Annotated in this window: 23 protein-coding genes and 1 riboswitch; of the genes, 10 read left to right on the forward strand and 13 right to left on the reverse strand. The window is 71.9% G+C overall.

Annotation, left to right across the window (positions count from 1 at the left end):
- Positions 1 to 79 precede the first annotated feature (79 nt).
- The 3 genes from DDW44_RS20420 (at position 80) to DDW44_RS20430 (ending at position 2,819) form a co-directional block, all read left to right on the forward strand.
- Positions 80 to 1,075, forward strand: coding sequence for a tetratricopeptide repeat protein (locus DDW44_RS20420; protein WP_108908893.1), 996 nt, complete (start codon positions 80 to 82; stop codon positions 1,073 to 1,075).
- Positions 1,076 to 1,141: 66 nt separating this feature from the next.
- Positions 1,142 to 1,771: a peptide deformylase gene (gene def, locus DDW44_RS20425; RefSeq protein ID WP_018892033.1), complete on the forward strand. Its 630-nt coding sequence runs from the start codon at positions 1,142 to 1,144 to the stop codon at positions 1,769 to 1,771.
- 310 nt (positions 1,772 to 2,081) lie between these two features.
- Entirely contained in the window at positions 2,082 to 2,819 is a 738-nt protein-coding gene (locus DDW44_RS20430) for a D-Ala-D-Ala carboxypeptidase family metallohydrolase (protein ID WP_108907299.1), read from the forward strand.
- A 263-nt stretch (positions 2,820 to 3,082) separates the two neighbouring features.
- Here DDW44_RS20430 and DDW44_RS20435 read toward each other — a convergent pair whose 3' ends face one another.
- The 6 genes from DDW44_RS20435 to DDW44_RS20460 all read right to left on the reverse strand — a co-directional run bounded on the left by DDW44_RS20435 (position 3,083) and on the right by DDW44_RS20460 (position 11,017).
- On the reverse strand, positions 3,083 to 4,090 hold the full coding sequence (locus DDW44_RS20435; protein WP_017947116.1) for a ribonucleotide-diphosphate reductase subunit beta: 1,008 nt from the start codon (positions 4,088 to 4,090) through the stop codon (positions 3,083 to 3,085).
- A gap of 57 nt (positions 4,091 to 4,147) precedes the next feature.
- Positions 4,148 to 6,526 (reverse strand): ribonucleoside-diphosphate reductase subunit alpha, encoded by a 2,379-nt coding sequence (locus DDW44_RS20440; protein ID WP_108907300.1) that lies wholly within the window; start codon positions 6,524 to 6,526, stop codon positions 4,148 to 4,150.
- A 125-nt stretch (positions 6,527 to 6,651) separates the two neighbouring features.
- Positions 6,652 to 6,794, reverse strand: a riboswitch (cobalamin riboswitch).
- A gap of 54 nt (positions 6,795 to 6,848) precedes the next feature.
- Positions 6,849 to 7,349: a GNAT family N-acetyltransferase gene (locus tag DDW44_RS20445; protein ID WP_108907301.1), complete on the reverse strand. Its 501-nt coding sequence runs from the start codon at positions 7,347 to 7,349 to the stop codon at positions 6,849 to 6,851.
- 89 nt (positions 7,350 to 7,438) lie between these two features.
- On the reverse strand, positions 7,439 to 7,645 hold the full coding sequence (locus tag DDW44_RS20450; protein WP_206307306.1) for a YbdD/YjiX family protein: 207 nt from the start codon (positions 7,643 to 7,645) through the stop codon (positions 7,439 to 7,441).
- 14 nt (positions 7,646 to 7,659) lie between these two features.
- On the reverse strand, positions 7,660 to 9,855 hold the full coding sequence (locus DDW44_RS20455) for a carbon starvation CstA family protein (RefSeq protein WP_206307305.1): 2,196 nt from the start codon (positions 9,853 to 9,855) through the stop codon (positions 7,660 to 7,662).
- Positions 9,856 to 10,249: 394 nt separating this feature from the next.
- Positions 10,250 to 11,017, reverse strand: a complete 768-nt coding sequence (locus DDW44_RS20460; RefSeq protein ID WP_108907303.1) for a GntR family transcriptional regulator — start codon at positions 11,015 to 11,017, stop codon at positions 10,250 to 10,252.
- A gap of 293 nt (positions 11,018 to 11,310) precedes the next feature.
- On the opposite strand from DDW44_RS20460, the gene DDW44_RS20465 reads away from it, so the two are divergent.
- The 4 genes from DDW44_RS20465 (at position 11,311) to DDW44_RS20480 (ending at position 16,062) form a co-directional block, all read left to right on the forward strand.
- Positions 11,311 to 12,591 carry an extracellular solute-binding protein gene (locus DDW44_RS20465; protein ID WP_108907304.1) on the forward strand — a complete coding sequence of 427 codons (1,281 nt, stop codon included), beginning with the start codon at positions 11,311 to 11,313 and terminating at the stop codon, positions 12,589 to 12,591.
- 74 nt (positions 12,592 to 12,665) lie between these two features.
- Positions 12,666 to 13,682, forward strand: a complete 1,017-nt coding sequence (locus tag DDW44_RS20470; RefSeq protein WP_108908894.1) for a carbohydrate ABC transporter permease — start codon at positions 12,666 to 12,668, stop codon at positions 13,680 to 13,682.
- Positions 13,679 to 14,542, forward strand: coding sequence for a carbohydrate ABC transporter permease (locus DDW44_RS20475; protein ID WP_108907305.1), 864 nt, complete (start codon positions 13,679 to 13,681; stop codon positions 14,540 to 14,542). The genes DDW44_RS20470 and DDW44_RS20475 overlap by 4 nt, the downstream gene beginning before the upstream one ends.
- Positions 14,543 to 14,550: 8 nt before the next feature.
- Complete coding sequence (locus DDW44_RS20480) at positions 14,551 to 16,062, forward strand: glycoside hydrolase family 3 protein (protein ID WP_108907306.1); 1,512 nt, start codon at positions 14,551 to 14,553, stop codon at positions 16,060 to 16,062.
- 347 nt (positions 16,063 to 16,409) lie between these two features.
- Here the strand turns inward: DDW44_RS20480 and nagB are convergent, their stop codons facing one another.
- Positions 16,410 to 17,195, reverse strand: a complete 786-nt coding sequence (nagB, locus tag DDW44_RS20485; RefSeq protein WP_018892042.1) for a glucosamine-6-phosphate deaminase — start codon at positions 17,193 to 17,195, stop codon at positions 16,410 to 16,412.
- Positions 17,196 to 17,938: 743 nt separating this feature from the next.
- Between nagB and DDW44_RS20490 the strand changes: the two genes are divergently transcribed.
- On the forward strand, positions 17,939 to 19,405 hold the full coding sequence (locus tag DDW44_RS20490) for a sensor histidine kinase (protein WP_017947103.1): 1,467 nt from the start codon (positions 17,939 to 17,941) through the stop codon (positions 19,403 to 19,405).
- 226 nt (positions 19,406 to 19,631) lie between these two features.
- Here DDW44_RS20490 and DDW44_RS20495 read toward each other — a convergent pair whose 3' ends face one another.
- Positions 19,632 to 19,889: a WhiB family transcriptional regulator gene (locus DDW44_RS20495; protein ID WP_003953983.1), complete on the reverse strand. Its 258-nt coding sequence runs from the start codon at positions 19,887 to 19,889 to the stop codon at positions 19,632 to 19,634.
- A gap of 315 nt (positions 19,890 to 20,204) precedes the next feature.
- Complete coding sequence (locus DDW44_RS20500) at positions 20,205 to 21,173, reverse strand: diacylglycerol/lipid kinase family protein (RefSeq protein ID WP_108907307.1); 969 nt, start codon at positions 21,171 to 21,173, stop codon at positions 20,205 to 20,207.
- 106 nt (positions 21,174 to 21,279) lie between these two features.
- Here DDW44_RS20500 and DDW44_RS20505 point away from each other — a divergent pair, with 106 nt between their 5' ends.
- Positions 21,280 to 21,714 (forward strand): hypothetical protein, encoded by a 435-nt coding sequence (locus DDW44_RS20505; protein ID WP_108907308.1) that lies wholly within the window; start codon positions 21,280 to 21,282, stop codon positions 21,712 to 21,714.
- 69 nt (positions 21,715 to 21,783) lie between these two features.
- Here the strand turns inward: DDW44_RS20505 and DDW44_RS20510 are convergent, their stop codons facing one another.
- The 3 genes from DDW44_RS20510 to DDW44_RS20520 form a co-directional block, all read right to left on the reverse strand.
- Complete coding sequence (locus DDW44_RS20510) at positions 21,784 to 22,803, reverse strand: RNA polymerase sigma factor SigF (RefSeq protein WP_018892044.1); 1,020 nt, start codon at positions 22,801 to 22,803, stop codon at positions 21,784 to 21,786.
- On the reverse strand, positions 22,800 to 23,213 hold the full coding sequence (locus DDW44_RS20515; RefSeq protein ID WP_017947099.1) for an ATP-binding protein: 414 nt from the start codon (positions 23,211 to 23,213) through the stop codon (positions 22,800 to 22,802). Before DDW44_RS20515 ends, DDW44_RS20510 begins: the two co-directional genes overlap by 4 nt.
- Before the next feature lie 241 nt (positions 23,214 to 23,454).
- On the reverse strand, positions 23,455 to 23,715 hold the full coding sequence (locus DDW44_RS20520) for a UBP-type zinc finger domain-containing protein (protein ID WP_026165167.1): 261 nt from the start codon (positions 23,713 to 23,715) through the stop codon (positions 23,455 to 23,457).
- Between the two features lie 43 nt (positions 23,716 to 23,758).
- On the opposite strand from DDW44_RS20520, the gene DDW44_RS20525 reads away from it, so the two are divergent.
- Positions 23,759 to 25,357, forward strand: coding sequence for a Na+/H+ antiporter (locus DDW44_RS20525; protein WP_108907309.1), 1,599 nt, complete (start codon positions 23,759 to 23,761; stop codon positions 25,355 to 25,357).
- Here DDW44_RS20525 and DDW44_RS20530 read toward each other — a convergent pair.
- The gene (locus tag DDW44_RS20530; RefSeq protein WP_108907310.1) at positions 25,336 to 26,250 is read right to left on the reverse strand and encodes a 1-aminocyclopropane-1-carboxylate deaminase/D-cysteine desulfhydrase; all 915 of its coding nucleotides are present in this window, start codon (positions 26,248 to 26,250) and stop codon (positions 25,336 to 25,338) included. The two genes, DDW44_RS20525 and DDW44_RS20530, sit on opposite strands and share 22 nt — an antisense overlap.
- Positions 26,251 to 26,359: the final 109 nt, after the last annotated feature.

Consider the following 26,359-nt stretch of genomic DNA (forward strand, 5'->3'; position numbering starts at 1 on the left):
GACCACTGAGAGATATCGGCACACAGTCACTCAGGCGGTGTGCGGGGGCAATGACCCGAGCGACCGGCAGGCGGGAATCGTGAGGATCTTCGGGAAGGTACGGCATCGGCCCTCCGCCTCTTGGCGGCAGGCCACCGACCGCGCGTTCACGCTGATCGGCGACGGCCGGTACGAGGACGCGGGCGCGCTGCTGACGCGCGCGGCGGACCTGGAGCCCTGGCTCTCGGAGTCCTGGTTCAACCTCGCGCTGCTGCACAAGTTCCGCCACGACTGGGAGCAGGCCCGCGCCGCGGGCCTGCGGGCCGTCGCCCTCCTGGACAAGGAGGCGGGAGCACCCGACTGGTGGAACGTGGGGATCGCCGCCACCGCCCTGCAGGACTGGCCGCTGGCCCGGCGCGCCTGGCAGGCCTACGGGCTGAGGGTGCCCGGTGGTGCCAGGGCCGCGGGCGGCGGGGCGGCCGCGGAGCCCGTCGGGATGGAACTGGGCAGCGCGGCCGTGCGGCTGTCGCCCGAGGGCGAGGCGGAGGTCGTGTGGGGCCGCAGGCTCGATCCCGCGCGGATAGAGGTGCTGTCGATCCCGCTGCCGTCGTCCGGCAGGCGCTGGGGCGAGGTCGTCCTGCACGACGGTGTTCCGCACGGCGAGCGCACCACCACCGCGGGGCACAGCTTCCCCGTCTTCGACGAGATCGAGCTCTGGGCGCCCTCGCCCGTGCCGACCTGGGTGGTGCTGCTCGAGGCCGCGACCGAGGAGGACCGGGACGCGCTGGAACAGCTCGCCGCCGACGCCGGATTCGCCGCCGAGGACTGGTCCTCGTCGGTGCGGCTGCTGTGCCGGGCATGTTCCGAGGGCGTGATGCCGAGCGCCGAGGGGGAGGGGGAGCACCTGGACCCGCACGACCACAGCGAGCCGGGTCATCCGGGCCCGCTGGGCCACCGCACGGCCGGTGAGCTCTGGGTGCCGGAACGGGAGTGCGGGATCGCCGCCCCCGCCGCGCTGGTGCGGGGTCTGCTCGACGGCTGGGTGGCCGACAGCCCCGACAGCCGGGAGTGGCGCGATCTCGAGGAGGTCTGCTGACCACCTGCGCAGGGCCGTAGGCTGTACGGGTCATCGAGACGGTTTTGAGGAAGGCTTACGGCGGAAATGGCGCAGCAGGAGACGGACGAGCAGATCAACGACGGCTTCGTCGTCGACACGGAGGACTGCGAGGAGCGCGAGCGGACCCACCGCGAGCGCGGCGGCGCCCGTCCCATCACCGTCGTCGGCAACCCGGTGCTCCACCGGGAGTGCCAGGACGTCACCGAGTTCGACGACAAGCTCGCGGCGCTGATCGACGACATGTTCGCCAGCCAGCGGGCGGCGGAGGGCGTGGGCCTCGCCGCCAACCAGATCGGCGTGGACCTCAAGGTCTTCGTCTACGACTGCCCGGACGACGAGGGCGTGCGGCACGTGGGCGTCGTCTGCAACCCGGTGCTGCAGGAGCTGCCGCCGGAGCGCCGGGTCCTGGACGACTCCAACGAGGGATGCCTGTCGGTGCCGACGGCGTACGCGTCGCTCGCCCGCCCGGACTATGCCGAGGTGCACGGCCAGGACGCCGAGGGCAAGCCGATCAAGGTGCGCGGCACGGGCTACTTCGCGCGGTGCCTGCAGCACGAGACGGACCACTTGTACGGCCGGCTCTACATCGACCGGCTGTCGAAGCGGGACCGCAAGGACGCGCTGCGGCAGATGGCCGAGGGCACGCCGCGCTACGAGACCGTACCCAACGACTGAGCGGCCCCAACGACTGAGCGGCCCCAACGACTGAGCGTGGCCGGCGCCTGAGCGTGGCCGGCGACCCTGGCCGGCCGGCGACGGAGCGGCCCATGGACCGGCCCGCGTGCGACGGTCGTTCCGTGCCCGCCGGCCGTTCCGTGCCCGCCGGTCCTGACCGCGCCCCGCCCCCGAACACCGGTGCGGGGCGCGGTCGCGACCGCCAGTGGGCCGACAAATGACAGCTGCCCACGCCCTGTTGACGCGCGTCGACCGTGGGGCCAGTCTCTGGCGTGCACTCCCTATCCGGTGGACTCGTCATGGAGGGCCGATGCCCCGACGTACCGCGCGACTCCTGCTGTCGATTGTCATGCTCATGGTGGCCTCATCGGGCGGGGTCGTGGCCACCGCCGGCACCGCGCAGGCCGACGGCTGCTACACCTGGTCCCGCACCCTCTCCCAGGGCGCCACCGGCGCCGATGTCACCGAGCTCCAGATCCGCGTGGCCGGGTACCCCGGCTACGGAGCGGTCCTGGCCGTCGACGGCGACTACGGGCCCGCCACCACCGCCGCCGTCAAACGCTTCCAGTCGGCCTACGGTCTCACCGCCGACGGTGTCGCCGGCTCCGCGACCTTCAACAAGCTGTACGCCCTCCAGGACGACGACTGCACCCCCGTGCACTTCAGCTACGCCGAACTCAACGACTGCAACTCCACCTGGTCGGGCGGCGCGGTGAGCGCCGCCACCGCCAAGTCCAACGCCCTGCGCACGATGTGGAAGCTGGAAGCCATGCGGCACGCGCTCGGCGACCAGCCCATCCGGGTGACCAGCGGTTTCCGCTCCCACGCCTGCAACGACGCGGTCGGCGGCGCGTCCGGCAGCCGCCATCTCTACGGTGACGCCGCGGACCTGGGCGCCGGCCCGCACTCGCTGTGCACCCTCGCCCAGCAGGCCCGCAACCACGGCTTCAACGGCATCCTCGGCCCCGGCTACCCCGGCCACGGCGACCACACCCACCTCGACCACCGCGCGAGCCGCTTCTGGTCGGCGTCCAGCTGCGGGATCTGACCGGTCGGAGCGGTTCGGAATCCGGGATCCGACCGGTCGGAGCGGTTCGGAATCCGGGATCGGAGCGGCCGGAGCGGGTTCGGAATCCGGAACCGGAGCGGCCGGAGCGGCCGGAGCGGCCGGAGCGGGTGGGGCGGACCCGCCCGCGCGGACGACACACGACGCGGGCGGGCGCCCGGACCACCGATGGTCCGGGCGCCCGCCTCGTCCGCGGCCCGCGCCCTCCCCGAGAAGCCCTCGTCAGAGGTCTTCGGAAGGCTGCCTCAGAAGTCCTCGTCCAGGTCGACCGTGCCCTCGACCGCGACCTGGTACGCCGACGGCCGGCGCTCGAAGAAGTTGGTCAGCTCCTGCACGCCCTGCAACTCCATGAAGGAGAAGGGGTTCTGCGAGCCGAACACCGGGGCGAAGCCCAGCCGGGTCAGCCGCTGGTCGGCGACGCACTCCAGGTACTCGCGCATCGACTCGGTGTTCATCCCCGGCAGCCCGTCGCCGCACAGGTCGCGGGCGAACTGCAGCTCGGCCTCGACCGCCTCCTTCAGCATGTCCGTGACCTGCTGCCCGAGGGCGTCGTCGAAGAGCTCCGGCTCCTCCTTGCGGACCGTGTCCACGACCTCGAAGGCGAAGTTCATGTGCATGGTCTCGTCCCGGAACACCCAGTTCGTCCCGGTCGCCAGTCCGTGCAGCAGACCCCGCGAGCGGAACCAGTACACATAGGCGAACGCCCCGTAGAAGAACAGCCCCTCGATGCACGCCGCGAAGCAGATCAGGTTCAGCAGGAAGCGGCGGCGGTCGGCCTGGGTCTCCAGCCGGTCGATCTTCTCGACCGAGTCCATCCACCGGAAGCAGAACTGGGCCTTCTCCCGGATCGACGGGATGCTCTCCACCGCGGCGAAGGCCGCGGCGCGGTCCTCGGGATCGGGCAGATAGGTGTCCAGCAGCGTCAGGTAGAACTGGACGTGCACGGCCTCCTCGAAGAGCTGCCGCGACAGGTAGAGGCGCGCCTCGGGGGAGTTGATGTGCTTGTACAGCGTCAGCACCAGGTTGTTCGCGACGATCGAGTCGCCGGTCGCGAAGAACGCGACCAGACGGCCGATCAGGTGCTGCTCGCCCGGGCTCAGCTTGGCGAGGTCGGCGACGTCCGAGTGGAGGTCGACCTCCTCCACCGTCCAGGTGTTCTTGATGGCGTCCCGGTAGCGGTCGTAGAAGTCCGGGTAGCGCATCGGGCGCAGCGTCAGCTCGAAGCCCGGATCGAGCAGGTTCTTGTCGTTCATAGCAGTCGGCGCGGGGGCCGTCCTCCAGAGGTGGGGGGTGCGGATGGCGGGGCGGAGTTACTGGCAGGCCTCGCAGGACTCCGGGTTCTCCAGTGAGCAGGCGACGGCCTCGGGGTCGGCGGCCTGCTGGACGGGGATGGTGGCGGCCGGAGCGGCGCCCGAGGCGGCCCGCGCGATCCGGGTCGCGGGGCGGGACCGCAGGTAGTACGTGGTCTTCAGGCCCTGCTTCCAGGCGTACGCGTACATCGAGGAGAGCTTGCCGATGGTCGGCGTCTCCATGAAGAGGTTCAGCGACTGCGACTGGTCGAGGAACGGGGTGCGGGCCGCGGCCATGTCGATCAGGCCGCGCTGGGGGATCTCCCAGGCGGTGCGGTACAGCTCCCGCACCTGGGCCGGGATCCAGTTCAGGCCCTGCACCGAGCCGCCGGAGTCGCGCAGCGCCTCCCGGGTCTGCGCGTCCCACACGCCGAGCCGCTTCAGGTCGTCCACCAGGTAGGAGTTCACCTGGAGGAACTCGCCCGACAGCGTCTCGCGCTTGAAGAGGTTGGAGACCTGCGGCTCGATGCACTCGTACACACCGGCGATCGACGCGATGGTGGCGGTCGGCGCGATGGCGAGCAGCAGCGAGTTGCGCATGCCGGTGGCGGCGACACGCTCGCGCAGCGCGGCCCAGCGCTCGGGCCACGCGAACTGCGTGTCGTAGTGGTCGGGGTGCAGCACACCCCGGGCGGTGCGGGTCCGCTCCCACGCCGGGAGGGATCCGTGGCGCTCGGCCAGGTCGCAGGACGCCTCGTAGGCGGCCAGCATGATCCGCTCGGCGATGCGCGTGGACAGCGCCTTCGCCCCGGCGGAGTCGAACGGCAGGCGCAGCTTGAAGAAGACGTCCTGCAGGCCCATCGCGCCCAGGCCCACCGGGCGCCACTTGGCGTTGGAGCGGCCGGCCTGCTCGGTCGGGTAGTAGTTGATGTCGACGACCCGGTCGAGGAAGGTCACGGCGGTGCGGACGGTGTCGTCCAGCCGCGCCCAGTCGATCACCTCCTCGCCGTCGGCGGCGTCCGGTACGACGAACGCGCCGAGGTTCACCGAACCGAGGTTGCAGACGGCGGTCTCGCCGTCGTCGGTCACCTCGATGATCTCGGTGCACAGGTTGGAGGAGTGGACGACGGTACCGGGTTCCGCGGTCTGGTTGGCCGTGCGGTTGGACGCGTCCTTGAAGGTCATCCAGCCGTTGCCGGTCTGGGCGAGGGTGCGCATCATGCGCCCGTAGAGCTCACGGGCGGGGATGGTGCGGCGGGCGAGCCCGGCGGCCTCCGCCTTGCGGTACGCGGCGTCGAAGTCGTCGCCCCAGAGGTCGACGAGCTCGGGCACGTCGGCGGGGGAGAACAGCGACCAGTCGGCGTCGGCGTTCACCCGGCGCATGAACTCGTCGGGGATCCAGTGCGCCAGGTTGAGGTTGTGCGTGCGGCGCGCCTCCTCGCCCGTGTTGTCCCGCAGCTCCAGGAACTCCTCGATGTCCGCGTGCCAGGTCTCCAGGTAGACGCAGGCGGCGCCCTTGCGCCGGCCGCCCTGGTTGACGGCGGCCACCGACGAGTCCAGCGTGCGCAGGAACGGCACGATGCCGTTGGAGTGGCCGTTGGTCCCCCGGATGAGCGAACCGCGGGAGCGGATGCGGGAGTACGACAGGCCGATGCCGCCGGCGTGCTTCGAGAGCCGTGCCACCTGGTGGTAGCGCTCGTAGATGGAGTCCAGTTCGTCCAGCGGGGAGTCCAGCAGGTAGCAGGACGACATCTGGGGGTGCCGGGTGCCGGAGTTGAAGAGCGTGGGGGAGGACGGCAGGTAGTCGAGGCGGCTCATCAGCCCGTACAGGGACGCCACTTCGTCCAGCGCGCGCGGGGAGTCGTCCTCGGCGAGACCGCAGGCGACGCGCAGCATGAAGTACTGCGGGGTTTCGATGACCTTGCGGGTGATCGGGTGCCGGAGCAGATAGCGGCTGTAGAGGGTGCGCAGGCCGAAGTAGCCGAAGCGGTCGTCGGCGTCCGGGTCGACCAGCGCGTCGAGACGCCGGGCGTGCGCCCCGGCGAACGCGGCGGTGCGGTCCGCGATCAGCCCCTCGCGGTGGCCGACGGCGATCGAGCCGGAGAACGCGGACGCGCCCTGGCCGGCCGCCTCGTCCGCGATGGTGAGGGTGAGCAGTCGTGCCGCGAGCCGGGAGTACGCCGGGTCCTCGGAGATCAGCCCGGCGGCCGCCTCCGTGGCCAGTTCGCGCAGTTCGGCCTCGTCGGAGCCCGCGTGACGGCCCCGGAGAGCGGCCGCGGCCACCCGGCCGGGGTCGGCGTCGGGCAGGTCGGCGGTGAGCTCGGTCAGGGTCCGCAGGAGCGCGGTGCCTGGTCCGTCGGCGAGCTGCGCTGAAGCAGGATCGGGCGGCGCGATGGTCACGGGGTGCTCTCCCTCGCTCGGCTGGGGGCCGGCGGGGCGGGGGCACGGACGCACACCCGGGCAGGGCGGACCGCGTCCACCGGCCTTTTCCGCGAGGCCCGGACGTCTGGGCACCCGGGCCGGACGGTCCGGGCGCACCGTCGGCAGGTTCTCGGACTCACACGGGGCGTACGGGTCCTGGTTTCGGACCGGCGCACGCCGGTACACCGTTGCGGGACAGTTCCGGATTCCCACCGGATTCCCCTGCGTCGACAGCGAGCACGAGCATACATGTAGGGGCGGCGAGTTGCGGCACCCCCCACATGTTGTGTCGTGAGCCCGTTCAGAGCTCCAGGGCGTAGGTCAGCAGGGGAGGCATGCCGGGCACGGGTGTCCAGTCCCGCCCGGGTGTCCGCGCGAAGCCGAGCCGTCCGTACAGGCGATGGGCGGCGTGCATCGCGGAATGGGTGGAGAGGACCAGCCGTTGACAGCCGAGGGCCCGGGCGCGCTCGGCGCACGCCCGCACCAGCGCCTCCCCCACTCCCCGGCCGCGGGCCGCCGGGTCGACCGCCAGCATCCGGAACTCGGCTTCCAGCGGGCCGGCGACCTCGGCCCAGGGCCCGCCGTACGGAGTGAACGTCACCCCGCCGGCGATCCGCCCCCCGCGGTCGGCCGCGACCAGCACCTCGGCCTCCGCGGCCCGCCGGGGGACGTCCCGCAGCACGGCGAGATAGGGGTCGTCCTCGCCGAAGTCCAGCAGCCCGCCGTCGAGGTACGCCCGCGTCGTGACCGCCCCGAGGGCCTCGTGGTCGCCGGGCTCCGCGCGCCTGATGGTGATGTCCATGTCGGCAGTGTGCTCCACGGGTACGGCGCAGGCCTCCGCTTTCCCCGGAGGGGGCGCGGAGGCCCGTGGGCGGCGGTCGGACCGGGTGGTCAGCAGCAGCGGAACCCCTTGCGGGGGTCGGCCTCCCGCTCGTCCGTGCGGCGGCGTTCGAACTCGCGGCGGGACATCACCTCCGCGTCGGGGTCGTGCGACCGCGTGTGGGCCACATAGCGGTCGTACACCGACTCGCCCGAGACCTCGCGCACGTACCAGCGGATCCAGCCCACCGCGCGCCGCACGCCGCTCACCATCGCCATACCCGCCACGGTACTCACGTCCTGCCGCTTCCGGCAGCCTCGTGGCCGCCGGCGCCGGCGCCGGCCGTCGCGAGCTCCGCCTTCTCCTCCTTGGTGGCGAACAGCCCGGCGGGCGCGACGAGCTTCGACTCGACGTACGGGACCTCGGCGAGCCGGACGGTCTCCGGCTTGCTGATCGACCGGAAGCAGACCCGGGCGGCGTCCGCCAGGACCACCACGATGAGCAGGGCGAACAGCGCCGCGAGCACGCCGTCGACGGTGGAGTTGGTGACGATGGTGTGCATGTCGTCCATCGACTTCGCCGGAGCCAGCACCTCGCCGGAGTCGATGCCCGCCTGGTACTTCTCGCGCTGGGAGAAGAAGCCCACCTTGGGGTCGCCGGAGAAGACCTTCTGCCAGCTCGCGGTGAGGGTGACCGTGGCGTCCCAGGCGAGCGGGACCGCCGTGACCCACGCCCACTTGAGGCGTCCGGACTTCACCAGCAGCGTGGTGCAGACGGCGAGGGCGACGGCCGCGAGGAGCTGGTTGGCGATGCCGAAGAGCGGGAAGAGCTGGTTGATGCCGCCGAGCGGGTCGTGCACGCCGACCCAGAGGAAGTAGCCCCAGCCGCCGACGACGACCGCGCTGGCGAACCAGACGCCGGGCTTCCAGCTGACCTGCTTCATCGGCGGGTAGACGTTGCCGAGCGTGTCCTGCAGCATGAAGCGCCCCACGCGGGTGCCCGCGTCGACCGTGGTGAGGATGAAGAGCGCCTCGAACATGATGGCGAAGTGGTACCAGAAGGCCTTCATCCCGGCGCCGCCGACGACCGCGGAGAAGATCTCCGACATGCCGAGCGCGAAGGTCGGCGCGCCGCCGGTGCGGGAGAGCAGGCTCGACTCCTCGACGTCCTTCGCGGCCTGGGTCAGCTGCTCGGGGGAGACGGTGAAGCCGAGGTTGGCGACCGCCTGGGAGGCGGAGTCGACCGTCGTGCCGATGACGCCGGACGGGGAGTTGATCGCGAAGTACAGGCCCGGGTCGAGGATGCAGGCGCAGATCATCGCCATGACCGCGACGAACGACTCGGTCAGCATGGCGCCGTAGCCGATCATCCGGATCTGGGTCTCCTTCTGGATCATCTTCGGGGTGGTGCCCGAGGCGACCAGGGAGTGGAAGCCGGAGAGCGCGCCGCACGCGATGGTGATGAACACGAACGGGAACAGCGAGCCCGCGAAGACCGGTCCCTGGCCGTTGCCCGCGAACTCGGTGACGGCCGGCATCTTCAGGGTCGGCATCGCGATGACCACGCCCAGTGCGAGCAGCACGATGGTGCCGACCTTCATGAAGGTCGAGAGGTAGTCGCGCGGGGCCAGCAGCAGCCAGACCGGGAGCACGGAGGCCAGGAATCCGTAGATCACCATCCAGACGACCAGGGTGCCCGGCTCCAGGGTGAAGAACGACGCGAGCGAGGAGTCCGCGACCCAGCCGCCCGCGATGATCGCGAGCAGCAGCAGCGCGACGCCGATGACCGACACCTCGCTGACCCGGCCCGGCCGCAGGGTACGCAGGTAGACGCCCATGAACAGGGCGATCGGGATCGTCATGCCGATGGAGAAGACGCCCCACGGGGAGTGCGCCAGGGCGTTGACGATCACCAGCGCCAGCACCGCCAGCAGGATGATCATGATGGCGAAGACCGCGATCAGGGCGGCCACGCCGCCGAAGGGGCCGATCTCGTCCCGCGCCATCTGGCCGAGCGACCGGCCGTCCCGGCGGGTGGAGAAGAACAGGGTGACCATGTCCTGCACGGCACCGGCGAAGATCACTCCGACGATGATCCAGATGGTGCCCGGGAGGTATCCCATCTGGGCGGCGAGGATCGGGCCGACCAGCGGACCGGCTCCGGCGATGGCCGCGAAGTGGTGGCCGAACAGCACCCGCCGGTCCGTCGGGTGGAAGTCGACACCGTTGTCGAGCCGCTCGGCGGGGGTGGCGCGGGTCTTGTCGGCCCGCAGGACGCGGTACTGGATGAAGCGCGCGTAGAACCGGTAGGCGATGGCGTACGAGCCGAGCGCCGCCGCCAGCATCCAGACGGCGGAGACCTCTTCACCCCGCGCGAGGGCGAGCACGCTCCAGCCGCCGGCGCCCACCAGCGCGACGAGTGCCCAGACGGCGATGGACCGGGGAGTCATGCTCCGCCGGGATGTGCTCGATGGTGCAGGCTCGGCCATGGTGTGGCTCCCGTCCCGTGGTGATCGCATGTAACGCGCAGGCAATGTAGGCGACTGCCGCCCCGGGAGTCACCCCCGGCTCGCATCTCGGTACGGCAAAGTCTGCGGCGGCGTCCCGCGGTTCGGGCCGCTCCACCCCGTGGCCGGAACCACCGGGAACCGCCCGGAACCACCGGGAACCGCCCGGAACCACCGGGAACCGCCCGGAACCACCGGGAACCGCCCGGAACCGTCGGCCGTAACCCGCCCGGAGGACGGCCCCAGCCGCAGACGACCGCAGACGGCGGCAGGCCCCGCGGGACGGGCCCCGCGGGCCTCACGGGACGGGCCGCACGGGCTTCACGGGACGGGTCGCACGGGCTTCACACGGGACGCGGGTCTCACGGGACGGGCCTCAGGGGGCGTCCGGGCGCCGCAGCCTGGCCACGAACTTGTAGCGGTCGCCGCGGTAGACGGAGCGCACCCACTCCACGGGCTCGCCGCCGGCGTCCAGCGAGTGCCGCGAGAGCATCAGCATCGGCAGGCCGACGTCGGTGCCGAGCAGTCCCGCCTCGCGGGGGGTGGCCAGGGAGGTCTCGATGGTCTCCTCGGCCTCGGCGAGGTGGACGTCGTACACCTCGGCCAGGGCGGTGTAGAGGGAGGTGTACTTCACCAGCGACCGGCGCAGCGCCGGGAAGCGCTTGGCGGACAGGTGCGTGGTCTCGATCGCCATCGGTTCGCCGCTCGCCAGCCGGAGGCGCTCGATGCGCAGCACCCGTCCGCCCGGTGCGATGTCCAGCAGTCCGGCGAGCGTGTCGTCGGCGGTCACATAGCCGATGTCCAGCAGCTGGGACGTCGGTTCCAGGCCCTGGGCCAGCATGTCCTCGGTGTACGAGGTCAGCTGGAGGGCCTGGGAGACCTTGGGCTTGGCGACGAAGGTTCCCTTGCCCTGGATGCGCTCCAGCCGTCCCTCGACGACGAGTTCCTGCAGTGCCTGGCGCACCGTGGTGCGCGAGGTGTCGAACTCGGCGGCGAGCGTGCGCTCCGGCGGCACGGGCGTGCCGGGCGGCAGGGTCTCCGTCATGTCGAGCAAGTGGCTTTTGAGCCGGTAGTACTTGGGCACGCGCGCGGTGCGGGCCGCCGTCCCGTTCTCCGGCTCGGTGCCGGCCCCGTCCGTGGCCATGGCCTGCCTTCCCGACTCGTGTGGTGCTGCCGTCACCGGCTCCTCCGTTGGTTGCGGCTCACATGGTGGCACGGTCCGGTCACGGGTCGTCGCCCTCCCTCAGGTGTCGGTCCGGTAACGGACGCGACAGCCCTTCTTATACACCCTTGACACCCCTAAAGGTCTAGGCCAAGCTCCCGGTACTGGTCTAAACCACTTGAGACCATGTCCCAGCCCCACGGACGGTACTCGGCGTATGGCTCCGTATGTCCTCGCGGTGGGCGGGGGGTTGCAGCATCCCTGAGGAGGGTGGCGTGAAGCGCAAGCTCATCGCGGCGATCGGCGTCGCGGGCATGATGGCCGGCCTTGCCGCGTGCGGTTCCGGCGGCGACGGCGGGGACAAGGCGGGGGCGGACGTCGAGGAGCTCACCGTCTGGCTGACGGTCGACGCCCAGAACAACTGGCCCGAGCTGGTGAAGGCGGCCGACGACGCGGTCACCGCGAAGCACCCCGGCCTCAAGATCAGGCACGAGTACTACGGCTGGCCGGACAAGAACGCCAAGCTCGACGCCGTCCTCGCCACCGACAAGGCCCCCGACGTCGTCGAGATGGGCAACACCGAGATGCTCGGCTACATGGTCAAGGGCGCCTTCGCCGAGGTCGACCCGAAGCGCTTCGACCGGTCCGACGCCTGGCTCGACGGCCTCCGGGAGTCCGTCACCTACGAGGGCAGGACCTACGGTGTCCCCTACTACGCGGGCGGCCGCGTCGGCAACTGGCGCAAGGACGTCGCCGCCGAGGCCGGGGTGAAGGCCCCGCCGAGGACGTACGCGGAGCTGACCGCCGCACTGGACGCCATCCAGAAGAAGAAGGGCCCCACGTTCAGCGCCTGGTACCAGCCTTCGCCGGACTGGTACGCCGCGATGTCCTTCGTCTACGACGCGGGCGGCGCCATCGCGGAGAAGGAGGGCGGCCGCTGGAAGGCCTCCCTCTCCTCGCCCGAGTCCCTCAAGGGCCTGAACGAGTACAAGAAGGTGCTCGACACCTACATGAAGGCCGACAAGACCAAGGACGAGTCGGACCGCTACATCGTGTACGGCCAGGGCAACGCCGGCATGATCTTCGGCGCGGCCTGGGAGGGTGCGACCGCCGAGGACCCCAAGAACGACAAGACCGGCAAGCTCAAGGGCAACCTCGAGAACTTCGTGATGCCCGGCCCGTCCGGCGGCAACATGCCCGTCTTCCTGGGCGGTTCGGACCTCGCCATCCCGGTCAAGTCCAAGGCCCAGGGCGTCGCCGCCGAGTGGATCAACGCCTTCACCGGCGCCCGGGGCCAGCAGGGCCTGATCGCCAAGGGCAACCTGCCCAACAACAAGACGGACCTGGCGCCCCTGAAGGGCGACCCGAAGACCGCCGTGCCGGCCACGGCCGCCGAGTCCAGCTGGTTCGTCCCGATGGCACCGGGATGGGGCCAGGTGGAGAAGGCCCAGATCCTGAAGACCATGCTCCAGGAGATCGGCACCGGCAAGAAGCCGGTCGAGGAGGCCGCCAAGGCGGCCGACGAGGCGATCGACAAGGTCATCAACACCAAGTGACCTTCCGGCAGGGCTCCGTCACCGACGACGGGGCCCTGCTCCCGTACCAGGAGAGGGACCGCTGGGAGCGCCCGATGAGTGCCGCAGACACAACCACTGCCAAGGTGCCGCCGACGCGGCCGTCGACACCCCCGGGGGCCGGTGGAGGGGCCGGTGAAGGGGCCGGGGGAGCGGAGAGGCCGGCCCGGCGGCGGCGCGCGGGCGGCCCGGCCGCGCTCCCGTGGGCGCTGCTCGCGCCCTGCCTGCTCGTGCTGCTGCTGGTCCTCGGCTATCCGCTGGCCCGGCTGGTCACCCTCTCCTTCCAGAAGTTCGGGCAGCCCCAGCTGTGGGGCTTCCAGGAGCCCGAGCAGGTCGGCTTCGCCAACTTCGCCAGGATCCTCGGCGACGGGGAGTTCTGGGCCGTCGTCGTCCGCACGGTCGTCTTCGCCGGTGGCGCGGTGATCCTGACCATGGTCCTCGGCATGCTGACGGCCCTGCTGCTGCAGCGGGTCTCCGGCTGGGTGAAGACGCTGGTCAACATCGCGCTGGTGGCGAGCTGGGGCATGCCCGTCATCGTCGCCACCGCCATCTTCAAGTGGCTGTTCGACACCGACTACGGGGTGCTCAACTGGCTGCTGAGCAGGCTGCCCGGCGTCGACATGACCGGGCACAACTGGTTCGCCGACGGCCCGCAGGGCCTCGCCGTCATCATGCTGCTCGTCGTCTGGGGCGCCGTGCCGTTCGTGGCCATCACGCTCAGCGCGGGGCTGACCCAGGTGCCCAAGGAGCTCGAGGAGGCCGCCCGGCTCGACGGCGCCGGCTCGTGGGGCGTGTTCCGCTACGTCACCCTGCCGGTCCTCAAGCCGATCATCGTGATGCTCACGACGCTCTCCGTGATCTGGGACATGGGGGTCTTCCCGCAGGTCTTCGTGATGCGGAACGGCCATCCCGAGGCGGAGTTCCAGCTGCTGACGACGTACTCGTACGACAAGGCCTTCGTGGTCAACGACTACGGCGGCGGCTCGGCGATCGCCCTGGTCACGGTCGTGCTGCTGCTCGGCGTGGTCGCCGTCTACATGCGCCAGATGCTCAAGATCGGAGAAGTCGAGTGAGCGCCCTGACCAAGACCGCCGCCCCGGGCCGCCCGCGGCGGCCCGGCCGCGGCCGGCTCGGCTGGAACCTGCTCGGCCTGCTGGTCTTCCTCACCGCCGGCTTCCCCGTCTACTGGATGCTCAACACGGCCTTCAAGCCCGCGAAGGACGCGATCGACCCGGACCCGCGCTTCTTCCCCCGGACGTTCACCGTGGAGAACTTCGCGCGGGCCTTCGAGGTCGCCGACTTCTGGGGCCCGGTCGGCCGCAGCCTCGCCGTCTCACTGGTCGTGGTGCTCATCGGCATCACGGTCGGCATGCTGGCGGCGCTCGCGATCTCGCGCTTCGCCTTCCGCGGCCGCAGGGTCGTGATCGTGGGCATCCTGGCCGTCCAGATGGTCCCGCTGGTCGCGATGATCATTCCGGTGTTCCTGCTGCTGAACGACCTCGGCCAGTACGACAGGCTCACCGGCCTGATCATCACCTACCTCACCTTCGTCCTCCCCTTCACGGTGTGGACGCTGCGCGGGTTCATCGTCAACATCCCGAAGGAGCTGGAGGAGGCGGCCATGGTCGACGGCTGCACCCGCACCGGCGCCTTCGTGCGGGTGGTCCTCCCGCTGCTCGCCCCGGGCATGGTGGCCACGTCCGTGTACGGCTTCATCCAGGCGTGGAACGAGTACCTGTACGCGCTGATGCTGATGAGCCAGCAGAACCAGACCGCCACCGTCTGGCTCGGCAACTTCACCACCAAGCACGGCACCGAGTACGCGCCGATGATGGCCGGCGCCACGATGATGGCCGTCCCCATCGTGATCCTCTTCCTCCTCGTCCAGCGCAAGATGGCCGCGGGCCTGACGGCCGGCGCAGTGAAGGGATGACCCCTCCCATGACCACGTTCGTGGACCGCACCGACACGCTCACCCGTGACGCCCTCGCCGTGCTGCAGCCCGGCTTCGTCGGCACCACCGCACCCGACTGGCTGCTGCGCAGGATCGGCGAAGGACTCTCCTCCGTGGGGCTGTTCGGCCGCAACGTCGCCTCGCCCGGCCAGCTCGCCGCCCTCACGGCCCGGCTGCGGGCGGAGCGCGAGGACGTCCTGGTCGCGATCGACGAGGAGGGCGGCGACGTGACGCGCCTGGAGGTCCGCACCGGTTCCTCCTTCCCCGGCAACTACGCCCTCGGGTCGGTGGACGACGTCGAACTGACCCGGGCGGTGGCCGCCGAACTCGGCCGCCGGCTGGCCGAGTGCGGGATCGACCTCAACTGGGCCCCCTCGGCTGATGTCAACTCAAACCCGGACAATCCAGTCATCGGGGTGCGTTCCTTCGGTGCGGACCCCGCCCTGGTCGCCCGGCACACCGCCGCGTACGTCCGGGGCCTCCAGTCCGCGGGTGTCGCTGCATGTACCAAGCATTTTCCGGGACATGGTGACACGGCCGTCGACTCCCACCACGCCCTGCCCCGGATCGATGTGGAGTCGGCCACGTTGCACTCGCGTGAGCTGCAGCCTTTCCGCGCGGCCGTTTCGGCCGGTTCCAAATCCGTCATGAGCGCGCATATCCTGCTACCCGCGCTCGACCCGGATCGCCCGGCCACCCTGAGCCCGCAGATCCTCACCGGACTGCTGCGCCAGGAGCTGGGCTACACCGGACTGATCGTCACCGACGGCATGGAGATGCAGGCCATCTCCGCCGTCTACGGCATCGAGCGCGGCAGTGTCCTCGCGATCGCCGCAGGTGCCGACGCGATCTGCGTCGGCGGCGGCCTGGCCGACGAGGGCACCGTGCTGCGGCTGCGCGACGCGCTGGTCGCCGCGGTGCGCAAGGGCGAGCTGCCCGAGGAACGGCTGGCCGACGCGGCCGCGCGGGTGCGCGCGCTGGCGGACTGGACCAGGGGGGCCAGGGGGGCGGCATCGGAGCCGGGCGCGGCTTCACAGGAGGGGACCGCGCCCGGCACCGAGATCGGTCTGGCGGCCGCCCGGCGGGCCGTGCGCGTGACGGTGGGGGAGCGCCGCCGCGAGCCGCTGACCACCGCACCGTACGTCGCCGCCTTCACCCCCGTGGCGAACATCGCCGTCGGTGACGAGACCCCGTGGGGGGTCGCGGCGGAGCTGGCGCGCATCCTCCCGGGCACGGAGACCGGCACCTACGCGGACGCCGCCGTCGACGACGTCCTCCGGGCGGCCGGTGGCCGCCGCATCGTGGCCGTCGTCCGCGACGCCCACCGCCACCCGTGGATGTCGCGGTCCCTGGACGCGCTCGTCGAGGCCCGCCCGGACACGATCGTGGTGGAGATGGGCCTCAACGCCGGGCCGCCCCGGGGCGCCCTCCACGTGGCCACCTACGGCGCGGCCCGGGTCTGCGGGATCGCGGCGGCGGAGGCCGTCACCGCGACCTGAGCGCACGCGCCCGCCGGACCCGCGGGGCGGGCCGGCGGCCGGACGGGCCGGCACCGAGCCCCCGTCCGGCCGCCGGGCTCCGCGGGCGGGCGCACCGGCGACCGGACGCCGGAGGAGGACGGCCGTGCACCGGCCGTCGGGCCCGGTCGCGAAGACGGTGATGCCGGTCCGCCCGCCCGGGCGGGCGGACCGGCATCACCGTGCGCCGGTGCGCCTGCCGGGCGTGCAGGTGGCGGCGGCAGCTGTCCGGCGGCCCGCGGGTGCCGGGCACCGGGCGGCGGTCGCGGGGCGGCGGCAGCCGGGTGCCCGCCCCGGCTGCCGCCGGGGCCCGGGCGGCGGACGGAGGTCTACAGGTCCTGCCAGGCCGGCTTGTGGGCGTACGCGTGGCGGAAGTAGCCCGCCAGCTTCAGCTTCGAGGCCGCCGCCTCGTCGACCACGACCGTCGCATGCGGGTGCAGTTGCAGCGCGGAGGCGGGGCAGACCGCCGCGACGGGGCCTTCCACGGTCGCCGCGACCGCTTCCGCCTTTCCCTCGCCGGTGGCGAGCAGCACCAGGTGCCGGGCCTCCAGGATCGTCCCGATCCCCTGGGTGACGACATGGTGCGGCACCTGCTCGACGTCGCCGTCGAAGAAGCGGGCGTTGTCCGCCCGGGTCTGCTCGGTCAGCGTCTTGATCCGGGTGCGCGAGGCGAGTGACGAGCAGGGCTCGTTGAACCCGATGTGCCCGTCCGTGCCGATCCCCAGCAGCTGCAGGTCGACACCGCCCGCCGCCGCCAGCGCCTTCTCGTACGCCTCACAGGCGGCGCGGACGTCGTCCGCGGAGCCGTCCGGGCCCATGAACGCGTCCGGGCTGAGGCCGAGCGGTTCCACGACCTCGCGCAGCACCACCGAGCGGTACGACTCGGGGTGCCCGGCGGGCAGGCCGACGTACTCGTCGAGCTGTGCGATCCGGGCCCGGGAGACGTCCGCCTTCCCGGCCCGCACCCGCGCCGCCAGGGCCTCGTAGACGGGCAGCGGCGTCGACCCCGTGGCCACCCCGAGCAGTGCGTCGGGCTTGCGGCGGAGCAGGTCCGCGATGCCCTGCGCGACGAGCTCCCCGCCCGCCCTGGCGTCCTGGACGATGACAACTTCCACTCTGGGCCTGCCGATCGATTGAAAGGTCATGTGGTATAGACCAATCTAGCAGAGTGGGGTGACGGCCCGGTGAATCCCGGTCGGCGGGGGTGTGGTCATGGGGGTGCGGCCGGTGGCCGGCCGGCTCCCCGCGGCGCCCGGACCGCGGGGGAGGCGTACGTCGCGTCCCCTCAGGGCGTCCGGGCGTGCCTCGGGCGGCCGGGTGGCGGCAGGGTGCTTCGGCCGGTGGGCTCGGCCGGTCGCCCGGCGGTGGCGGCGGGCCTCTTCGGAGTGCGCCGGGCTCTTCGGGGCGGGGCCCGAGTGAAGGCCGAGGGGGTCCCGGCGGGCTTGTGTCACCCGTCGCAGAGGTGGCGGAGGGGATCCGGCCGATACGGGTGCGCCCGATGCGCCCCGGCCCGTGGAAACCCGCGGGCCGCGGCGCCGGGACGGGACCCTCAACCCGTCCGGCACCGCAGCCCGGAGTTGCCCGGCCGGCGGGTGTGCGGTCCCGGTCGGCCGTGTGGAGGCCCTCGGCGCAGTCAGGGCAGAGAGCGCCGGGTCCTCGGTCCACCCTCCTGTGCGGGGAGGGTGGAGGTCTTCTGTCGTCCGCCGTCCGGGGCGTGTCCCGGCACAGCGGTGCCATTCTGGACTAGACCATCTGTGCTGTCCATCCGTCTGCACACACGGCTGTCCGGGCCCATCCTCCCCTACGGAGGCCCGTCCCGTCAGGTTCTCGGCAAAGGTACGCTCACAGCGTGCCCTCCATGAACGACCTCGTACGCCAGCACACCGCTCTGAGCGAGTCCGACCTCGAGTGGCTGCACCTGCTGGTCTCGGAGTGGCAACTGCTCTCAGACCTCTCCTTCGCGGACCTCGTCCTGTGGGTCCCCACCCTGGACGGCACACGCTACGTCTCGGTGGCCCAGATGCGGCCGAACACGGGTCCCACCTCCTACCAGGACGACATGGTCGGGCACCTGGTCCCCCGCGGCCGGCGCCCGCTGCTGGACGCCGCGCTCGACGAGGGCCGCATCGTGCGCGAGGGTGACCCCGAGTGGCGCGAGGAGGTGCCGGTACGGGTCGAGTCGATCCCCGTGCGGCGCGACGGACGGGTCCTCGGGGTGATCGCGCGCAACACCAACCTGCTCACCGTGCGCACCCCCAGCCGGCTGGAGCTGACCTATCTGCAGTCCGCGTCCGACCTCGCCCAGATGATCGCCGCCGGCGCCTTCCCGTTCCCCGAGCAGCAGGTCGACATGGACGCCTCGCCGCGCGCCGGTGACGGGCTGATCCGTCTCGACGCCGACGGTGTCGTCCAGTACGCCTCCCCGAACGCGCTGTCCGCGTACCACCGGCTCGGTCTCGCCGCCGACCTGGTGGGCCAGCACCTGGGCCAGATCACCGCCGAACTCGCGCCGTCCCGGGGCCCGGTCGACGAGGCCCTGGTCAAGCTCGCCAGCGGATACGCGCCCCGGGAGACCGAGGTCGAGGGCAACGGGGGCGTCATCCAGCTCCGCGCCATCCCGCTGAAACCCAAGGGCGCCCGCATCGGTTCGCTCGTGCTGCTCCGCGACGTCACGGAACTCCGCCGCCGCGAACGCGAGTTGATCACCAAGGACGCCACCATCCGGGAGATCCACCACCGGGTGAAGAACAACCTGCAGACGGTCGCGGCGCTGCTGCGGCTCCAGGCCCGGAGGATGGACTCCGTGCGCGGCCGGGAGGCCCTCAACGAGGCGGTACGGCGGGTCGGGTCCATCGCCATCGTCCATGAGACGCTGTCCCAGAACCTGGACGAGCGGGTCGAGTTCGACGAGATCGCGGACCGCGTCCTCGCCATGGTGGCGGAGATCTCCCCCGGCAAGGTCGACTGCCGGCGCAGCGGCCGCTGCGGAATCCTCGACGCCGAGGTCGCCACGCCGCTCTCGATGGTCCTCACCGAAGTCCTGCAGAACGCGCTGGAGCACGCCTTCGCGCCGGGGGAGCACGGCACGGTCGAGGTGTCGGCGGTGCGCAGCGGACCTCGCTCCGCCGAGCGGCTGCTGATAACCGTGCAGGACGACGGCCGGGGGCTGCCGGAGGACTTCGACCCGCAGACGGCGGGAAACCTGGGGCTCCAGATCATCAGGACGCTGGTGGAGGGGGAGCTGGGCGGCACCTTCGACATGAAGCCGGCCGCCGGGCGGGGGACGCGGGTGGTCCTGGACATCCCCGTCCGGAGCCAGAAGTAGTTCGGGCGCCCTCGCGGGAGCGGTCCGGACGCTCCCTCCCGCCGGGCGGCTGCGGGCACCCCGGTGCACGGCCCGGTACGCGACCCGGTGCACGACAGCGAGCCCCGGACCGCTGGAGATGGTCCGGGGCTCGAAAGCTGCGGGATACTGCTGCGCGCTGCGGCTCGGGGGCGGTGAATGCGTACTCGCCGTACGCGCCGCCGGGCTCAGGCTGTTGGCAGGGGGCTCAGGCGCTGGCGTTGCGCGCCCGGTTACGGGCGGCGCGGCGCTTCATCGCGCGGCGCTCGTCCTCGCTGAGGCCACCCCAGACGCCGGAGTCCTGGCCGGACTCGAGCGCCCACTGCAGGCACTGCTCCATGACGGGGCAGCGACGGCAGACGGCCTTGGCTTCCTCGATCTGCAGCAGCGCAGGACCGGTGTTGCCGATGGGGAAGAACAGCTCGGGGTCTTCCTCGCGGCAAACGGCGTTGTGACGCCAGTCCATGGCTGCTACCTCTCTTGGTATTACGTGCGGGTTGCTTGTGAATGTGAACGCTTTCACGAATCCCCCCGCAAGGGAAGGGCCTGCATCCAGATGAACTGGTCGCGGTCCTGGTTGAGGAGGGGTTCTGGCTCTCAGCGGAGGCCGGTCCTGCGGGCCGTCCTGAGCGCCATGTAGAGATTCGCAAACCTCGGCGGCGGATACAACCCCTTCCGGGAAGTTTTTTTGATTCCTCGGTGTCGACTAGGTCACAGCCGTACTTCCATGGGGTGGATCCGCGCCTAAACGTTCGAGTGGAAGGACTTTTGCCTCTTCCGCTCACACAATCACACGCAGTGCACGGCGTACGCCTGTGAACGTCACGCTGCTGCGCAGTCCGAGGTGGTCACCGTCCATCTGGAAGGGGAGTGACACCTTCGAATGCAAGGTGAAGTCCGTGAGGTCGTGAAAAGAGGCCACGTGCCTGCCGCGCGGCCCGCGGTCCGGGGTCGAGGTGAGCAGCTGAGTCGCGTAGCGGGCCAGCGCGGGCGTCGACAGCCGGCTCAGTCCGAGCACGTCCAGGGCGCTGTCGAAGGACGCCGCCGGGGTCGCGTAGACCGGACGATTCCCCAGGTAGGTCCAGGGGGAGGTGTTGCAGACGATGGACAGCACCAGGTCCCGCACCGGGTCCGCCCCGGGGCGTTCCAGGGTGATCGCCCCGCTGCGGCGGTGCGGGTCCGCGAGGAACTGCCGTGCCGCCTGGCGTATGTAGAGGGAGTGCGTCGAGATCCGGCCGCGCTCCCGCTGCTGCTCGACCCTGCCGACGACTCCGGCGTCGAAACCGAAGCCGGCACAGAACGTGAACCAGCGGGGCGGAACGCCCTCGTCCGGCGTGTCCGGCGTCCCGGCCGCTATGCCGAGGCCGACCGTGCGGCCGCTTCCGGTCTCCAGGGCGTCCAGGATGGCGCCGGTGGCCTCAACGGCGTCGTTCGGCAGTCCGAGGGCGCGGGCGAAGACGTTCGTGGAGCCGCCCGGGACGACCGCGAGGCGCGGCAGGGCGTCGGGATCCGGGCCGGCGTGCAGCAGTCCGTTCACGACCTCGTTGACCGTGCCGTCGCCGCCCAGCGCCACGACCATCTCGATGTCGTCGGAGTCGGCGGCCCGCCGGCCGAGGTCGCGCGCGTGGCCGCGGTACTCGGTGGTGACGGCCTCCAGCTTCATCTCGCTCGCGAGTGCGTGGATGAGGACGTCGCGGGTGCGGGCACTGGTGGTGGTTGCCGCCGGGTTGACCACGAGGAGTGCGCGCATGGCCGCCAGGGTACCTACCGCGCGGTACCCGGCCCAGTCCGGGGCGTGCGCCCCCGGCGCGGTACACCCCGAGGGGGCGGGCCGGGCGCGGGGCTACCCTGCAGGGGTGAGCAGTGCAGAGCAGACCCCTGAGACCGTCCCCGGCGCCCCCGCGAAGCGGCCCGGCAGGCTGACCGCGGCGGCCGCCCTGTGCGGGGTCCAGGCCGTGGCCCTGTTCGCCGGTGGCCTCTTCATGCTGGTCTCGGGCCTGACCGGGGACCCGGAGAGCACGTCGCAGGCCGAGACGGGCGGTGTGACGCTGATCGCGCTGGGTCTCATCCCGCTGCTCGCGGCACGCGGACTGCTGCTGCGGCGCGGCTGGAGCCGCGGCCCCGCGATCATCACCCAGATCATGGCGCTGCCGGTGGCCTGGACCCTGCTCCGCGCGTCGGGCGCACTGATCCCCGCGGGCATCCTGCTGGCCCTCGTGGCCGTCACCGCGCTGGTGCTGCTGCTCGACCCGCGGACGACGGAGGCACTGGGCATCCGCGGCCGCGCGTAGTCTCCGGCGGCCGGGGAAGGCGCGGGAACGGCCGTCCGCGACCGCGGAGGGTCTTCAGCGGCCGGAGGGTCACTCCTCGACCAGGAGCTTCTCGCGGAGTTGTGCGAGCGTGCGTGCCAGGAGGCGGGAGACGTGCATCTGGGAGATCCCGACCTCCTGCGCGATCTGCGACTGCGTCATGTTGCCGAAGAACCGGAGGAGGAGAATCCGCTTCTCCCTGGGTGGCAGGTCCTCCAGCAGCGGCTTCAGCGACTCGCGGTACTCGACGCCCTCCAGTGCCTCGTCCTCGGCGCCCAGGGTGTCCGCGACCGCCGGGGACTCGTCGTCGGTGTCGGGGACGTCGAGCGAGAGCGTCGAGTACGCGTTCGCGGACTCCAGGCCCTCCAGGACCTCCTCCTCGGAGATGCCGAGACGCCCGGCGAGCTCGTGGACCGTGGGGGAGCGGCCGTACTGCTGGGACAGCTCCGCGGTCGCCGTGGTCAGCGCCAGCCGCAGCTCCTGCAGCCGCCGCGGGACCCGCACCGCCCAGCCCTTGTCGCGGAAGTGCCGCTTGATCTCCCCCACGACGGTCGGCGTCGCGTAGGTCGAGAACTCGACACCCCGGTCGGGGTCGAACCGGTCCACGGACTTGATCAGCCCGATGGTCGCGACCTGGGTGAGGTCGTCGAGCGGCTCGCCGCGGTTGCGGAAGCGGCGGGCCAGGTGCTCCACCAGGGGCAGGTGCATCCGCACCAGCTTGTTCCGGAGTTCGGCGCGCTCCGGGGAGCCCTCCGGGAGCCCGCGCAGCGCGATGAACATCGACCGCGCCTCGCTCCGGTCGTTCGGAGCGTGGTGCCCGTGTTCCTTGAGGTCGTGCTCGTGCTCGCTCATGGCCGCCCTCTGCCAGTGCTTCGCCCGGGAGGTACCCCCAGCCTGCTTCTGCTCCGCCGCGGCCGGGAGGCCGTCACGCTCGTCCACCGGGTGCGGCCTGGCCTGCTGCTCCGGGATGCCCGCCGGCGCGCCGGCCGGCTCCGCCGGGGCCGTGGGCCCGCCGTTCCGCGTTCCGGAAATCCGCTCCTCGTCGCGCACCGGACCGTCCCCGTCCCTCACGCCGGCCCGGGTCCCGCGCCGCGCTGCTTGTACAGGCTGATGGAGACCGTGCGGTCCTCCGCCACGGAGGAGTCGACCTTGCCGGCCAGCGCCGAGAGCACCGTCCAGGCGAAGGTGTCGCGCTCCGGGGCGCGGCCGTCGGTCGTCGGGGCCGAGACCGTGACCTCCAGGGAGTCGTCGACGAGCCGGAAGACGCAGCTGAGGACGGATCCGGGGACGGCCTGCTGCAGCAAGATCGCACACGCCTCGTCGACCGCGATGCGCAGATCCTCGATCTCGTCGAGGGTGAAGTCCAAGCGCGCCGCGAGGCCGGCCGTGGCCGTACGCAGCACGGACAGGTAGGCACCCGCAGCGGGCAGCCGGACTTCCACGAAGTCCTGGGTCCCGGGCTCGCCTGCGATGTCGGACACCCTCACCTCCAAGGTGGCACAAGGTCGATCGAGGCCCCGGGAGGGCGTCCCGGAGCCGAGTGCTGCGCGTCGGTGCGCAGCCAGTACCTGGACTGGCGACGCTATCGCGATCCATGGTGCCGTGTCGCCGGGACCCCTACCCGGCGCTGTCACTCATGGTAAGCCCATGAGTACGCACAGTGGCTAGTGCTCTGCGGCCCTCAATTGCGAGAAGTCGGCGGAGCTTTGACGTACCCGGACGTCAGACGATCGAACCGTCCGCGAAGCACCAGCGCCAGCTCTCTCCGTGCTCCAGGGTACGCATCACCGGATGTCCCTCCTGCTGGGAGTGGTGGGAGGCGTGCCGGCCCGGCGACGAGTCGCAGCATCCCACGTGCCCGCACGTCAGGCAGATCCGCAACTGCACCGGGTGCGTCCCCTCGGCCCGGCACACGAGGCAGGTGTCGCTCAGCCGCTCGGGTTCGGGGCGCGGCAGGTCGAGAACATGCGGGCACTCGCTCATGATGGCCAGGTTACGACGCGGGTGAGCGGCTGAGGGGCGGATCATGGATGCGCTGTCGGTGGTGGCGCTGGTCGCGGCGAGCGCCGCGGTCGCGGGGATCGCCCGCAGGACGGCGGTGCCCGCGCCGCTGCTCCTCGTCGCGGCCGGCCTGGTCGCCTCGTACCTGCCCGGAGTCCCGGAGTACACCCTCGACCCGCACATCGTGCTGCCGCTGATCCTGCCGCCGCTGCTGCACATCGCCGCGCTGGACAGCTCGTACCTCGATCTGCGGGCCAACATCCGCCCCATCGCCCTGCTCTCCGTCGGCTACACCCTCTTCGCGACCCTGGTTGTGGGGTGGGTGGCGCACCTGGTGATCCCCGGCCTCCCGCTGACCGCGGCGCTCGTGCTCGGCGCGGTGGTCGCCCCGCCCGACGCGGTGGCGGCGACCGCGGTCGCCCGCAAGCTCCGCCTGCCCGGCCGGATCACCACGATCCTCCAGGGCGAGTCCCTGGTGAACGACGCCACCGCCATCACCGCCTACCGGGTGGCCCTGGCGGCCGCCGTCGGCGAGGGCCTCAGCTGGGGCGAGGGCGTCGGGATGTTCCTCGTCGCCGCCGCCGGCGGCATCGGCGTCGGCCTGGTGCTGATGGTGCCGATCCACTGGCTGCGTACCCGTCTCGGGGAACCCCTGCTGCAGAACACCCTGTCCCTGCTGATCCCCTTCGTCGCCTACGCCGCCGCCGAGCACGTGCACGCCTCCGGTGTGCTGGCCGTCGTGGTCGTCGCCCTCTTCCTCGGGCACCGGTCCTGGCAGGTCGACTTCGCCACCCGGCTCCAGGAGGAGGCGGTCTGGCGGATGGTCGCCTTCCTCCTCGAGTCGGCCGTCTTCGCGCTGATCGGCCTGCAACTGGCGCATGTCGCGGGGAAGATCGGCTCCTTCTCGCCCTGGGAGGTCGCCGGGTACGCCCTCGTGGTCTTCGGCGTCGTGGTGGCGTCCCGCTTCGTGTGGGTCTTCCCCGGGACCTTCGTGCCGCGCATGCTGTCGCGGCGGATCCGGGAGCGCGAGCCCGGCGTGGACTGGCGGACCCCGGTGATCGTCGGCTGGGCCGGGATGCGGGGCGTGGTGTCCCTGGCGATCGCGTTCTCCATCCCGATCCTCACGGCCGGCGGCGAGCCCTTCCCGGCCCGCAACCTGATCCTGTTCCTCACCTTCACCACGGTGATCGGCACCCTGGTGGTGCAGGGGCTCACCCTGCCCGCGCTGATCCGCGCCCTGAAGCTCCCGGAGCGCGACCCGCTGAGCGTCACCCTGGCCGAGGCGCAGGCCCAGAGCGAGGCGTCCCGCGCGGCGGAGCGGCGGCTGGCGGAACTCGTCGCCGACCCGGGCAACGCCCTCCCGGAGCCGCTGCTCGACCGGCTGCGCACGGTGCTCGAACACCGCAGGAACTCGCCGTGGGAGAGGCTCGGCGCGGTCAACCCCGTCACGGGCGAGTCCGCCGACGGCACCTACCGCCGCCTCACCCGCGAAGTGATCCAGGCCGAGCGCGAGGTGTTCGTGCGGCTCCGCGACGAACGCCGGATCGACGACGAGATGCTGCGGGCGCTGCTGCGGCGGCTGGATCTCGAGGAGGCGGCCGCCTACCGCGAGGCCGCGGGCTGAGGCCCCCCGGTGATCACCGCTGCGACGGCCGTTCCCGGCGGGAAGGCGCCCTCGCCGGCGAGGGCGACGAGCCCGTAGAGCATTTTGGCGACATAGAGACGCTCCACGGGCAGCCCGTGGCGGGCCTCGAAATCCCGCGCGAACGCCTCGAGAGCCGGTGGGACGCGGGCGTACCCGCCGAAGTGGAACCGCTCGTCCAGCGACCAGTCGCCGGCCGGTCCGCCGAAGGCCTCTCTCTGCAGGGCGGCCGTCCGCTCGCCCAGGAAGCCCCCCTTGAGCACGGGCACGCCCAGCGCCCGCGCCCCGTCGCCGAGTCCGGCGGCAAGCCCGGCGAGTGTCCCTCCCGTCCCGCACGCCACGGCGGCCACGTCGGCCGCGCCGCGCAACTCACGGCCCAGCTCCGTACAGCCCTGTGCCGCGAGGGCGTTGCTGCCGCCCTCCGGGACGACCCGGCACCCCTCCGGCGCCCCGCAGCGCTCCAGGAGTCCCGCGAGCACCCCGGGGTCGGAGGCGCGGCGGTACGTGGCGCGGTCCACGAAGTGCAGCCGCATGCCGTCGGCGGCGCAGGCGGCGAGCGAGGGGTTGAGGGGCCTCCCGGCCAGCTCGTCGCCCCGGACGACGCCGATCGTGGGGAAGCCGAGCAGCCGTCCGGCGGCGGCCGTGGCGCGCAGATGGTTGGAGTACGCGCCGCCGAAGGTGAGCACGGTACGGCCGGCCGCCGCGCGCAGGTTCGGTGCCAGCTTGCGCCACTTGTTGCCGGGCAGGTCCGGATGGATGAGGTCGTCCCGCTTGAGCAGCAGCCGCACCCCGTGCCGCGCGAAGCGCTCGTCCGCCACCGGCTCCAGGGGGGAGGGGAGCCGGGGCCGGAGGGCGGCGGGGTCGGATGCGTTCACCTCGTCATTCTCGCCGCACCGGCCGGGGACCGGCCTATCCGGGTGCCGCCGCCGGCCGAGGCTCCCCGCCGCGCGGTCATCCTGCCCGGGCAGCGGGGCCGAGGGCGGG

The organism is Streptomyces tirandamycinicus, assembly GCF_003097515.1.
Taxonomy (GTDB): Bacteria; Actinomycetota; Actinomycetes; order Streptomycetales; family Streptomycetaceae; genus Streptomyces; species Streptomyces tirandamycinicus.

Coding starts and splice junctions, on each gene's coding strand:
- def (WP_018892033.1), top strand. CDS start 1,142: ATGGCGCAGCAGGAGACGGACGAGCAGATCAACGACGGCTTCGTCGTC.
- DDW44_RS20430 (WP_108907299.1), top strand. CDS start 2,082: ATGCCCCGACGTACCGCGCGACTCCTGCTGTCGATTGTCATGCTCATG.
- DDW44_RS20435 (WP_017947116.1), bottom strand. CDS start 4,090: ATGAACGACAAGAACCTGCTCGATCCGGGCTTCGAGCTGACGCTGCGC.
- DDW44_RS20445 (WP_108907301.1), bottom strand. CDS start 7,349: ATGGACATCACCATCAGGCGCGCGGAGCCCGGCGACCACGAGGCCCTC.
- DDW44_RS20450 (WP_206307306.1), bottom strand. CDS start 7,645: ATGGCGATGGTGAGCGGCGTGCGGCGCGCGGTGGGCTGGATCCGCTGG.
- DDW44_RS20455 (WP_206307305.1), bottom strand. CDS start 9,855: ATGGCCGAGCCTGCACCATCGAGCACATCCCGGCGGAGCATGACTCCC.
- DDW44_RS20460 (WP_108907303.1), bottom strand. CDS start 11,017: ATGGCCACGGACGGGGCCGGCACCGAGCCGGAGAACGGGACGGCGGCC.
- DDW44_RS20470 (WP_108908894.1), top strand. CDS start 12,666: ATGAGTGCCGCAGACACAACCACTGCCAAGGTGCCGCCGACGCGGCCG.
- DDW44_RS20480 (WP_108907306.1), top strand. CDS start 14,551: ATGACCACGTTCGTGGACCGCACCGACACGCTCACCCGTGACGCCCTC.
- DDW44_RS20490 (WP_017947103.1), top strand. CDS start 17,939: ATGAACGACCTCGTACGCCAGCACACCGCTCTGAGCGAGTCCGACCTC.
- DDW44_RS20495 (WP_003953983.1), bottom strand. CDS start 19,889: ATGGACTGGCGTCACAACGCCGTTTGCCGCGAGGAAGACCCCGAGCTG.
- DDW44_RS20500 (WP_108907307.1), bottom strand. CDS start 21,173: ATGCGCGCACTCCTCGTGGTCAACCCGGCGGCAACCACCACCAGTGCC.
- DDW44_RS20520 (WP_026165167.1), bottom strand. CDS start 23,715: ATGAGCGAGTGCCCGCATGTTCTCGACCTGCCGCGCCCCGAACCCGAG.
- DDW44_RS20525 (WP_108907309.1), top strand. CDS start 23,759: ATGGATGCGCTGTCGGTGGTGGCGCTGGTCGCGGCGAGCGCCGCGGTC.